8 protein-coding genes are annotated in these 12,717 nt (G+C 41.4%); 3 read left to right on the top strand and 5 right to left on the bottom strand.

Going from position 1 to position 12,717, the window contains the following annotated elements; genetic code table 11:
• Nucleotides 1-61: 61 nt before the first annotated feature.
• From Q4557_RS03495 to Q4557_RS03485, 3 genes are all read right to left on the bottom strand, one after another.
• Entirely contained in the window at nucleotides 62-1,114 is a 1,053-nt protein-coding gene (locus Q4557_RS03495) for an NAD(P)/FAD-dependent oxidoreductase (protein WP_102476684.1), read from the bottom strand.
• 209 nt (nucleotides 1,115-1,323) lie between these two features.
• Nucleotides 1,324-1,935 carry a protein-disulfide isomerase gene (locus tag Q4557_RS03490; protein WP_102476685.1) on the bottom strand — a complete coding sequence of 204 codons (612 nt, stop codon included), beginning with the start codon at nucleotides 1,933-1,935 and terminating at the stop codon, nucleotides 1,324-1,326.
• Nucleotides 1,936-2,233: 298 nt separating this feature from the next.
• Entirely contained in the window at nucleotides 2,234-3,097 is an 864-nt protein-coding gene (locus tag Q4557_RS03485) for a universal stress protein (protein ID WP_102440449.1), read from the bottom strand.
• A 115-nt stretch (nucleotides 3,098-3,212) separates the two neighbouring features.
• On the opposite strand from Q4557_RS03485, the gene Q4557_RS03480 reads away from it, so the two are divergent.
• A complete protein-coding gene (locus Q4557_RS03480; RefSeq protein WP_303410704.1) occupies nucleotides 3,213-4,415 on the top strand; it encodes a cation:proton antiporter in 1,203 nt (400 codons plus the stop codon).
• Between the two features lie 3 nt (nucleotides 4,416-4,418).
• Here Q4557_RS03480 and Q4557_RS03475 read toward each other — a convergent pair whose 3' ends face one another.
• Both Q4557_RS03475 and trmH read right to left on the bottom strand, forming a co-directional pair.
• The gene (locus tag Q4557_RS03475) at nucleotides 4,419-5,177 is read right to left on the bottom strand and encodes a hypothetical protein (protein ID WP_303410701.1); all 759 of its coding nucleotides are present in this window, start codon (nucleotides 5,175-5,177) and stop codon (nucleotides 4,419-4,421) included.
• 203 nt (nucleotides 5,178-5,380) lie between these two features.
• Nucleotides 5,381-6,082 (bottom strand): tRNA (guanosine(18)-2'-O)-methyltransferase TrmH, encoded by a 702-nt coding sequence (gene trmH, locus Q4557_RS03470; protein ID WP_102440436.1) that lies wholly within the window; start codon nucleotides 6,080-6,082, stop codon nucleotides 5,381-5,383.
• 536 nt (nucleotides 6,083-6,618) lie between these two features.
• Between trmH and Q4557_RS03465 the strand changes: the two genes are divergently transcribed.
• Together Q4557_RS03465 and Q4557_RS03460 are read left to right on the top strand one after the other, a co-directional pair.
• The gene (locus tag Q4557_RS03465; protein ID WP_303410699.1) at nucleotides 6,619-11,313 is read left to right on the top strand and encodes a transporter substrate-binding domain-containing protein; all 4,695 of its coding nucleotides are present in this window, start codon (nucleotides 6,619-6,621) and stop codon (nucleotides 11,311-11,313) included.
• Nucleotides 11,297-12,388: a two-component system response regulator gene (locus tag Q4557_RS03460; RefSeq protein WP_303410697.1), complete on the top strand. Its 1,092-nt coding sequence runs from the start codon at nucleotides 11,297-11,299 to the stop codon at nucleotides 12,386-12,388. The genes Q4557_RS03465 and Q4557_RS03460 overlap by 17 nt, the downstream gene beginning before the upstream one ends.
• Nucleotides 12,389-12,717: the final 329 nt, after the last annotated feature.

The following is a 12,717-nucleotide window of genomic DNA, read 5'->3' as shown; positions in this document are numbered from 1 at the left end:
TCCGTTTTTTGTTTTAGAGAACAAACCATTAATATTCATAGCGTGTTCTTGATATCTGCTTTTAAGCCGCTTTAACGTTTTCAGAGATGTAATTCATTAAGTACTGCGCATCCTTGTAAACGCCGCCTAGGGTGGCAGAGCCTCGGGTATAAAGCCACGGCAAGCCAATAAAATACAAGCCCTCAATATCATTACTGACACCGCGATAATTGCTGGGGTAGTTCATTTCATCAAATGAGATACCGTCAATCCAAAAAAAGTTGGGCTTAAAGCCTGTAGCCCAAATAATATTTCTGATACTACTCACACTGCCTTTTTGAAATTTAATACTGCTTTCATCGGCTGACAAGGTTCTGCCCATGTGGATGACATTGTCTTTTGCTAGTAGTGATTTTACGTCAGTGCCAATGACAGGTTGCACGCCGCTGCTCAACCACTTGCCAATTTTGCTAAAACGGTTAACCGATAAAAAGCCGATTTTGGTGAACCACCACCATAGGGTTTTACCTAAAAAGGCTTGGGGAATGGCTTTGATTTTATTGGTGCCAGAAAAATGCACTGTGCGGCCGGTATCGGCTATTTCAGATAATATTTGCACCCCAGAATCACCCGCACCCACGACTAAACAATCACCTTGTTGCAGTTGAGATGGGCTTTTATAGTTTTCACTGTGCAGTTGAACAACATCTTTGGCAATATCAGCATGACAAGGTGGGGTGTAAGGGGTATGAAACGGCCCGGTGGCAATGATGACTTGTTTGGCTTTATAGCTTGTGCTGGCAGTGGTTATGTCAAAAATACCATTCACTTTTTTAATCGAGGTGACCTTTTGGTTAAACTCAATCGGTATCGAGAACTTATCTACATAACTTTTTAAGTAGTCTGCCACTTCATATTTATTGGGGTAATAACCTTTGGGAAAAGGAAATTTCATACCCGGTAGATGGTTATATTCAGTGGGAGTAAACAGGGTTAAAGAGTCCCAGCGCTTGAGCCATGGAGCCCCTATATATTCATTGGCATCGAGAATGAGATAGTCTTTATTATTGCTCGATAAGTTATACGCCATAGCCAGGCCAGACTGCCCTGCGCCAATGATGATAAATTCTTTCATGGAACCCCAATAAATACATATGGTTATTATTATGGGCTGCATTCTAACAGAACATCAGCGCTGAATCGGCTGTGGCCTTAAAAGAGTTAACGGCGTTACTGTAAACCTTGGTCGCTTTTTAGCGTTGAAATTAAACTCTAAAGGTTTAATTTCAATAAAAAACCACGGTAAATACCGTGGTTTTTTGTTTGTGACTAGCCTTAGCTATATTACTTCTTAAACGCAGCTATTTCTTGCTCAACAGCTGCCACCACAGTATGCGGGCTACTGATGTATTTTGAGTGATCGATAAATATGGCGTTATCACCTACAGTCATCACTAATGCTGGAAAACTGTTAGTACCAATGACCTGTTGGATTTCGGCAATGCCTTCGAGTACGTATTCAGCGTCCATACTCAGCTCATCTTTAAAGACTTTATTTGATGGCGACAGTTTAAACTTTTCAACGATAGCATTGAAATCATGCTTAGTATCAAGCGGGTTACCTTCGATAAAGTGTGCTCTTTGAATCGCATTAAGTACAGGCAGTTGTTTATTCGCTTGCTTGCTTTGCAACCATCCCATTAGGTTAGCGGTTTTGACTGAGTTTTTAGGGCTATTGGCATAACGAATATGATCTCTGCCAAACTTAAGTCCACTCATTCTTGCTGCCGCTTCCATTTGCTCTTCGCCAGCACTGTCTTTGCCGATGAAATTGGCGCAATGTAATAAGTTTACATTCATTTCAGGGTAGGCTTCTTGTAATGCATTCACCAAAGGTGTTGCGGCGTAGCTCCAAGGGCAATGTGAGTCGTAGATGAAATAAAGCTCGGTGGTCATAGGAAAATTCTTGTTTGCTATCTGATGAGTTGATCCTAGTGAGTTTGTGGCCATTATTCAATGATTGAAAGCATACATAGCTAATAAGTTGGCTGTTTACATCTTGCAGAGGGGCTGACCCTTTACAATCGATATCGTGCTTTGAATTTTTCCTTATACAATTCAACCATCAAACGATAGCACATATCGATGGTAGGGCTTGATTTAATCGAACCAGACGTTTAAGTCCTAAGTAATCTTTTTGAGGTACAAAATGAAGCTAGCAAGTAACTTAAAACCTTTGGTCATAGCAATGGCATTAATCTGCCAAGCGATGTGGCACCACTAAAACGTTACTGCGAACTCGCTCTAAGATCGACTCAGCGGTATTTCCGAGCATAAATCCAATAATGCCTTCTCGCTGGCGAGCGCCTATAACAAGATATTGAGCTTTTAGGCGACAACTTAATTCGAACAGGCATAGATCGGCATTGCCTGTCAGGATATGCACATGCTCCTTATCTAGGCCAAGCTTTGCAATCTTGCTGTCATAACGCTGGTAAGCTTCTTTCACTAAGGTGTGAGTATTGACGATATCCATATCCCGCAGTATTTGCGGAAAACGCACCACGTAGCCTAGGTGTAAATCACAACCCGTAGCCTTAGCAAGTTGCTGGGCTTGGGTAATTACATCTTGGTTGAGGGCTTGTTTTAGTGGATCGCTAGTGCCCAAGTCCAGCGCCATTAAAATTGAATTTGCCTTATGCAAGGGGTGATTACTCAATAACATCAACGGTACTTTGATATGACGAATAAGCTGCCAATCTAAAGGGCGAAAACAGGCTGATTCATGAATAGATTTTAGCATCATGGCGTACTTGTCGGGGGTGACATACTCACATACATGTTCAACTAAATGCTTACACCACATATTAGTAAACTGTACCTCATTGGCATTGAGAACACTCAGTTGTTGCTTCACTGCGGCGCTATCATCGGCGCGAACTTGCTCTCGAACCACGCCGGCAATACGGGGATTATAGTAAGCATCGCCACTTAAGGACTCATAACTGTAGGACATGATTTCAGGAACTAAGCCTAACTGTTTAGCGAGGTTAATCCCTTCTTTTATGGCATTAGTTTGCTGCTGATGCTGTTGTGAAATAATAAATAATTTACTCATTTTCATTTCCTCTGACACTAAGTATAAGCTTAGCAGTTGGTTAAAAATCAACCTTGATCTTTATCATCTAAACGCTCAACATTTAATCAATAACAATAAAAAGATTAAGGTTAATATGAACGTTGACCAGTTTGTTATTTCACTTTGCCTGATTTTGTTTTTGGGCAAACTTTTTGGCGAGATTTTTCAACGCTTCGAACTGCCAGTGGTGGTGGGAGAGATTCTTGCGGGCTTATTATTGGGCCCGTCGCTTACTAATGTTATCAGCCCTGATCCTACTTTGACTGTATTGGCAGAGCTTGGGGTGATCTTGCTGCTGTTTTCCATTGGCTGTGAAAGCTCAATTAAAAGACTTTATCAAGCTGGTGGTCGCGCGGTAAGCGTGGCCTTAGTGGGAATTATTGTTCCGGCTATTGTGATGGGCGTGAGTGGTGCCTACTATCTTACCGACTCAATATTCACCGCTATTTTTCTTGGGTGTGCCTTAACAGCGACGAGTATTGGCATTTCATTACGGGTGTTGGTTAATGCCAATCATGCAAAAACGACCGCGGGACATATTATCTTAGGCGCCGCCGTGTTTGATGATATCGGCGGAGTGATTTTGCTCAGCATTTTGTTCAACTTTGCAGCCCATGGGGAGTTTGATGTATTTAGCACGCTATTACTTATCACTAAAGTGCTGGTGTTTTTGTTACTGACGCCGCCCGTGGCTAGGGTGTTATTGTATTTTGCACGAGTACTAAAACCGGCTAGCGATAATTCAGGTTTTGAAGTTATCATCACTATGATTTTAGTGTGCTTGTTTGCATGGCTAGCACACTTATTCGGTGCGCCAGCCTTGTTAGGCGGCTTTGCGGTTGGCTTAGCACTTAGCCGCCAATTTACCTCACCACTCAATCGCTACCTAGTTAACCCTTTTGCCTTTACCCACAAAATGGAGCAATCAAGTAAGGCATTAGTTGACGTTTTTACCCCGATATTTTTTGTTTACGTTGGAATAAGCTTAGATCTGAGCCAGCTAGATTACAGTACTAGCGGGGTATTGCTGTGGCTGTCATTGTTAGCCATTGCCAGCAAACTGGTTGCCGGCACGGTTGCTGGTGGTAACTGGCAAAAGAAACTTATTGTGGGTAGCGCTATGGTGCCGCGAGGGGAGGTCGGCTTAGTGTTTGCTGAAATGGGGCTGAAGACGAACATTATCGACAATAAATTATTTACCGAGTTAGTGGTGATCATAGCAATCACCACGTTAATCGGCCCCATGTTGCTCAAATGGAGTTTGAACAAGCATGGTCATCATTCGCAAGTAGAATAAACCTTAGTCAGCTTGGTCATTAACCACTGTCAGGGTAAAAGTTAATTTTTGCACCGACTGTGACGGCTGGTTATTGACCATAGAATACGATGGCATTGGGAAGGTGACATAGGGTTGCCCTAATTGTCCATCTACGCTTATTTGGCCTTTATCGTCAAAGGTAAACGATAACAGCTCGCCGTTCCAAAGCTGCAGTTCTTTTCCTTGATTATCTTCTCGCCATTGGGTGACCCATTTCATCACTAGCGTCGCCTTACCTGGGCGAGCATTATTTTGAAAGACACTGGCTTTTACTGACTCAATATCAGTTTTATTGCTGTGGATCTCAAGTACAGGGCTGCCTTTATCTAATGATAAATATAGAGGTAGCGTTAATGTTTTGCTGGCATCTGCTTTATCGGTAAAGGTCATATCTAATTGGGTGCTGACACAAAGTTGACTCCAGCTGGCATCTTCGCTTTGGTATATATCTTTGATGACAATGTCGGTTTGGTATTGCTGAATATGGGCTTTAGCATATTGGTCAAATTTATTATCAACGATATAGCCTGATAGGGTATTGGCTGTAAATACGCTGAGTGAGCCGATATTGGCATTGTTATCCGTCACGCACCTGCCAGTGTTTTGTGTCACGCTGATATCGAGGTCTTTTTTAGCGCTGATGACAGAGGTGGTTGATTGACAGCCACAAAGCGCAAGTAGTGTTGCTAAGGCAACTCCTGTTAATTTTACCCTTGAATGATTCTTAGCAGTTATCCCCATACCTATTTCCTTATGTAAGTAATTTTTATTTACAACAATAAGCATAGACGCTGTTAGCGGTTAAGTTGCTCACAACTGGAGTTTTATTTATCAAAGAGCCGCTAGAGGATGTTTATTGAGGAAGCGAGAGCCGACAACACTGAGACTCTAGGCCTCAGTGTTGAGGATATTCTTATCTTGTTTAATATCAGTAAAGGTTAATGTTAACCGAGCTCAGCTTGTGGATCTGGCGCGCGCATGCGCTGCCACCATTCATCGCTAGCATCAATTTGCCCTTGCAGATCGATAGCTGGGTATGGGATGTTTTTTCTACGGCAGGCCTTGGCGAATATTGGGTGACCTTGTTCAAATAACATGGTTTGGCAGTAGCTGTGATCAAGCTGGCGGCTACCGTACATATTAGCTTGTTGGCGTTGACGCTGGGCTTCATACATGACTAAGGCTGCAGCGACTGATACATTCAGTGATTGCACCATGCCAATCATAGGGATGATGATATGTTGATCGGCGGCTGCGATGGCTTCAGGGCTGACACCATCACGCTCGTTACCCATGATGATGGCGGTTGGACGGGTATAATCGATTTCGCGAAAATCTACCGCAGTGTCTGAAAATGTGGTGGCTAACACCTGCATTTTTTGCGCTTTAAATAGCTTATTTGCATCATCAAAATTGCGGTGATTGACGGTATTAACCCACTGCTGACTACCAGATGCAGTATTGCCTGAAACCCAAAGGCTGTTATCGGGCATAACCGCATGAATTTGATGGATGCCAACGCTATCAGCGGTGCGCACCACGGCTGCAATATTTTGCGATTTATGGACTTTATCGAGGCAAACTGTCAGGTCGACTTGGCGATTATCAAGCATCTGATTTATTCGGGCTAAACGTTCTGGGCTCATGGGGCTGTTCTACTTGGTTTTATCTAAGAAAAAGCGAATTAATAAAAGGCGTATAATCCGTCCGTAACTGCTGAGTTAATATCTGCGTCATTATAACGCTTAATTGCTAAAGCTAAAATGCTATTCAGTTGTACATGTTTGATTTTAGTTATTAATCTTAGTTAGGGGACAAAACCTTAAATAATTCATTTTAAATTACTCCCCCCGTACACATGATGAGTTGACGCAAGGTATTAATTTATTTGGCTAACCGTCTCGTTGTACTTTTTGGGCTGCGTTGGTCAATAGCATTAATGACTTGCGGAGTTATTATGTGCTTTACATTGGTGGGTATGTCATTTTTCAGGGACGAACTTTCTCTAGGTTGACTTGTTTTCAATAAATAATAAAAGGATTTAAAAATGAATTATTAATTACTGTTTTGATGCTGAAATTTTATCGCCAAAATTGCATCTGGCCATTTGAGTGCTAAGATTAATTCAGTGCAGGTAAGCACATAAGGAATTTATTATTTTAAGCTCATACAGGGAGTTAGCATGAGTCGCTTCACAAGGATGCCTCGTCTACTTTTAGTAAGCCACTTTGCAATGAAATTGAGGTTAGCTTGCCTATTCCTCGGTTTTTTTTGTCCTTTTTTCTGTCACCTTACGGCAGCAGCTGAAGCTGAAGCAATTCCTAATGATGAGCAAGTAGTGCGTATTGCTTACCGAACTGATAGCACTCCGTTGCAATATCTTAATGACAAAGGCCAAGCTGCTGGTATTTTAATTGATTATTGGCGTACTTGGTCGCAAATCACAGGTAAAGCCGTTGAATTTGTACCAGGCTCTAATGCAGAAGGGCAAACTTGGTTAGCGCAGAATAAAGTCGATTTGTTGGCTGGGGTATTTCAAAATGAAAAACGCGCTAAAAGTATGTCTTTTTCTGCGCCACTGTTACATAGTGAATATTTCCTATATGCCAATTCTGTAGAGCAAGATATTGAATTTATTAAACAAATACCACAATACCGTATTGGTGTTACCCACAATAGTTTTCATCATAATTGGCTAAAAAAATATTTCCCCAATGCCGACATCAGGACTTTCAAAGGCTATAAAGCATTATTTGATGCTGCAATTAATGGCGAAATAAGCCTGTTTATCTGCCAGCCGCTTTACCTTGACACCTATTTAAAACAAACACCTGCAACGACTAAATTCAAAACCATTGAATCCGCATTATATTCACATCCTTTTCGCGCAGCAGTGAAGAAGGGAAACGTTGAATTACTGCAAACAATAGATACAGGCATACAACAAATAGATAATAAGAAAAAAGATGCGATATCTGCTAAGTGGAGTGGTTTTCATTGGGAGTATCAAAATTTAGCTGAACCGTTATTAGTGACACAGCCAATTATTACCCTTACAGAAGAAGAAAAAGCATGGCTAGCTGCTCATCCGATTATTCCTATTGGCGTAGACGGTCGTTGGCCGCCGGTAGATTTTATCGACCCTAATGGTGAGCACTCGGGAATTTTACATGACTATTTAACCCTTTTTGAAAAGCAGTTAGGAGTGAGCTTTGACACTCGAGTGTTTGGTAGTTTCCAAGATATGCTTTCTGCGGTTAGTTCTGGAAATTTAAAACTAGGTGCAACATTAGTAAAAAAACCAGACCGTGCCAAAAACCTGTGGTTTAGTGCGCCTTATTTTAGTGCGATTAAGGTGATTGTTTCTAAAACTGGCGCACAACAATATTTCAAATTGACAGAATTGTATGGCAAGAGATTAGCATTAGAGAAAGGCTTTTATTTAGTCGATGAAATTAGCAATAATCATCCCGAGATTAATCTAATGACCTTTTCAACAACTGAAGAGGCATTGAAAGCGGTCTCTTTCGGTACAGTTGATGCGTATATTGGCAATCAAGCGGTTGTCACTTGGCTTATGGATAGTTTGCAGCTGACTAATTTAACCTTTAGTGGCGATCCTATGTTTGCGCCCGCTCATCAAAGATTTGCCATTTATAAAGATCCTGAATGGGAGCCCTTGCTTGGCATTCTCAATAAAGCCCTCGATTCGATAAGTGTGTCAAGACGCCAGCAGATACATACTGATTGGATTAATCAAGACAGTAAAATTAGCAGTCCACTTATTTTTACTCAAAAACAGCATGCATGGTTGGAGGCTCATCCCACTTGGCGACTAGGAGTTGATAACAGCTGGCCGCCTTTTGAATTTATTGATGATAACGGTGTTTATTCTGGGATGTCGGCAGATGTGATGTCCAGATTGACAAATTTAATTGGTGCAGAGTTTATTTCCCCTGTTAACAAACCCTGGTCCCAAGTGTTGGCAGAGTTTTCCGCTGGAGAGCTAGATATTTTACCTGCTGTAACCCCCACACCTGAACGGCGCGAGGTGATGCTGTTTTCTACCCCTTATTTGGAAAGTCCATATATGGTGTTAGTTCATCAAGATACCCGTTTTGTGACCAGTCTTGATGATCTTGATAATAAGCAAGTCGGTGTGGTTAAAGGCTATGCCATCGAAGAGACATTAAAACATGATTATCCACAATTTAATTTAGTACCATTTTCATCCAATAAAGAGGCACTGATTGCACTAAGCGCTGGTGAAATTGATGGCTATATTGGTAATTTAAATGCCTCATCTTGGACATTAGAAGAACTCGGTATTCGTAATGTAAAAGTGACCGCAACCACGCCTTATACCTTTAAACAATCAATCGGTATTCGCAAAGATTGGCCTGAATTGTTGGAAATTGTCAATCTCGCGATTGCGAGAATTGACCCTCAGCAACGGCAAGCTATCGAAAATAAGTGGTTTTCTGTGCAGTTTGAACATCAGGATAATCATTATCAGATTTGGCGGGCTATCTTAATTACCTGTGGCATATTGTTGCCAATGATACTGTATACCCTTGTTTGGAATAGAAAGCTTAATAAAGCAAGGCTTAAATTAACACAAAGTAGTAAAAAACTTGAGGAGGCAAAGCGTGATGCATTACAGGCTAGCGCTTTTAAAAGTCAGTTTCTTGCCAATATGTCCCATGAAATTCGCACCCCCATGAATGCCATTATTGGTATGACGCATTTATTGCAAGGGACAGAATTAAATCATAAACAACAGGATTATTCTGAAAAAATAAGACGAGCGTCTTTAAGTTTGTTGGGGATTATTAATGACATACTCGATTTTTCAAAAGTAGAGGCGGGTAAACTCGAAATTGAACAGAGCGAGTTTCTCTTACATGAAGTATTTACTAACATTGCCAACCTATTGGGGATAAAAGCCGTCGATAAAGGCATTGAGCTGCAGTTTGAGTTAGACCCTAAAATACCAGAAACAATTATTGGTGATGCGTTACGCATTGAGCAAGTGCTAATAAACCTAACCCAAAATGCGATAAAGTTTACCGAAAAAGGTGAGGTATTGCTGCGTACTAAAATGCTGTCGCAAACAGACGAGCAAGTAGCCATAGAATTTTCAGTTAAAGACACAGGTATAGGGATTGAACCAGCTAATTTAACTAGTATTTTCAATGCCTTCACTCAGGCTGATGGCAGTATTACTCGGCTCCATGGTGGTACTGGTTTAGGCTTGAGCATCAGTAAGCAATTAGTTGAATTAATGCAAGGTGATATTTCTGCAACCAGTCAACCCGATCAAGGTAGCACCTTTAGCTTTAGGCTTAATCTTGCAGTGCCTAAAGTCACTTCTAGTCGAAAATCAGTCATTACGGAATGTGCTTCCCTTAAAGGGATGAGAGTGCTTGTGGTTGATGATAATGACAATGCCAGAGAAATTTTAAAAGAGCTGCTGGAGTCATTTTCCTTTGAAGTTGAGACCGCAGTCAGTGGTGCGCAAGCGATTGAAATGCTTAGCGTGATCAACAATATGGAAGATGAGCGGCCATATCAATTAGTGTTAATGGATTGGCAGATGCCAAAAATGAATGGCATTGAGGCTAGCCGAAGCATTAAATACTTACCGCTGCGTAAGCAACCGTCAATAATCTTAATTACCGCTTACGGGCGTGAAGATGTGATGAATGAGGTGGAAAATGATTTGCTGGATGCATTTTTAATTAAACCGCTTAATGCGTCAGTGCTATTTGATACCTTGATGAAAATCTTTGAGCCTTCGCAGCCCATGGGGCCAGCAACAGAGAAGAATACGATTGAGCAGTTAGAGGGCCATGTGTTATTGGTAGAAGATCAATCGATTAATCAACAGGTCGCTACTGAATTTTTACAGCGTATGGGGTTAACCTCAGCAGTAGCCGACAATGGTAAGCAAGCAATAGAAATGGTTGATGAGCAGACATTTGATGTTGTTTTGATGGATGTACAAATGCCGATTATGGATGGTTTCGAAGCCACCGAAATCCTCCGCAGCCGTTTTGATAAAAAACAACTCCCGATTATTGCGATGACCGCCCATGCGATGAAAGGGGATCGCGATAAGTGCTTACAAGTTGGGATGAACGCTCACCTGGCTAAACCCGTTGAGCCCGATCAGCTTTATTTAGCCCTTAGCCCCTACCTTACCCATATACAAAGCCAGAAAGTTCAGGGGCAGCAAAATATGTCGCTTGCCCCCATAGAGGGAGTTGATGTGCACTGGGGTATTAAGCGATTAGGGGGCAACCAACAGCTTTATGCGCAACTTATTGGTGAGTTTTATCAGCGTCACAAAGATCAGTTGCACTTGTTGCAGAGTTATCAAGATGCTGACGATTTAAAATCAACCATACGAGCCGTTCATACTTTAAGAGGTGTTGCTGGCAATATTGGCGCTAAACAACTAGAGCAGGCGTCGGCTAATCTAGAAAGCCAACTGCATAGTCACCCATCCCCCTTTGATGTCCCTGAGTGGCAAGCTTTTACCGATAGTCTTACGGTATTAATCGCAGGGCTTGAGCAATGCCAATGGATTAATCAATCCGTAAGTAATAGCACTGACATAAGACAGCCGTTTAAAGTATCAGCCAATTTAAGCAGGGTTTTATCACCGCTTGATGAGCTATTAGCAGCTGGAAATCCGCAAGCTAAAGAAAACATATTAGCCCTCGATGGCGAGGTCGATAGTCATCTGATTGAGAAACTTATCGAGCAGGTCAATGAATTTGAGTTTGATAATGCTAGAGAATTAATCGCCCAAGTCATAGCCCAAGCAGAACAGGAAACTGAACAGGAAACTGAACATGTCACCATATCTTAAAGATAAAATATTAATTGTTGATGATGAAGCATTTTACATTAGTGTATTGATCGAGGTTTTGGGGAGTAAATACCATGTTTCTGTGGCGAAAAGTGGCGAACAAGCACTGGAACGTATCGCCCAAGGCTTTATGCCTGATTTAGTGTTACTGGATATTTTGATGCCTGGATTAGACGGCTATGAAGTATGTAAAAAGTTAAAAAGTAACCCTGACACTAGCAACATACCGATAATGTTTTTGACGGTAAAGGCTGAAATAGAAGAAGAAATATTGGGCTTTGAATTGGGTGCTGTTGATTACATCACCAAACCTTTTAGCCTTCCCATTATTCGAGCTCGAGTTAAAACCCATTTGGCCTTAACTTCGGCAAATAGAGCTCTGGCAGAGCAAAACCATGACTTAGAAGCCAAAGTGCTTGAGCGAACGGCTGAAATATCTCGAACCCAAGATGTCGCTATTTACTGTATGGCCTCGCTAGCAGAAACTCGTGATAATGAAACCGGTAAACATATTCGTCGCACTCAATATTACGTTAAAGCCTTAGCTGAATATTTAAGAGAAAACTCACCTTATTCTGCGAGTATTGATGATGCTTACATTGACCTATTGTTTAAATCAGCGCCGTTACACGATATTGGTAAAGTGGGGGTTCCGGATGCCGTTTTACTAAAGCCAGGCAAGCTTGATGAAGGCGAATGGAGTGAAATGAAAAAGCATGCCGAATATGGTAAATCAGCACTGGAAAGCGCTGAAAATGAATACGGAAATTCAAGCTATTTAAGCATCGCTAAAGATATAGCTTATAGTCACCATGAGCGTTGGGATGGCAGCGGCTATCCAGAAGGTTTAGCTGAAGAAGATATTCCCTTGTCGGCACGGATTATGGCCATTGCCGATTGTTATGATGCACTTATTTGTCGTCGAGTTTACAAGCCGCCTTTTACACACGAACAGGCTACAAGCATAATCAAAGAAGGCCGCGGCTGTCATTTCGACCCACATATAGCAGATGCCTTTGATGCGCTTCAAGAAGAGTTTATTAAAATTGCCGATCGCTTTCAGGATGATGATTAACCTTAACGATTAAGCAATAAAAGAGGCGTGACAAGCCTAATGCACTTTAAGTCTTAGGCTAACGTTCTATTTTAAATCAATTTATAACATTGTCGTTATTTTAAAGAGCCTATGCTGTTTGGCGGATTTGCTATCTCAAAAAAGGGTCAGCGGATTGTTGAGGGGGAATAAAGACTACAGCGTGACAGTGGCGCTAATCGTTAAATAGGCTTTTTGGCTATTGGGTACAAGCATTATTGTAAAACTCGTCATCTAATTTAAAGCAAGATATTGGATTTATTATATATTTCTAATGATTTCTCACGTTGCCCTCATTATAATAATTAACA

The organism is Shewanella sp. 5_MG-2023, assembly GCF_030547465.1.
Taxonomy (GTDB): Bacteria; Pseudomonadota; Gammaproteobacteria; order Enterobacterales; family Shewanellaceae; genus Shewanella.
This window is presented reverse-complemented; position numbering and strand designations above follow the sequence as displayed.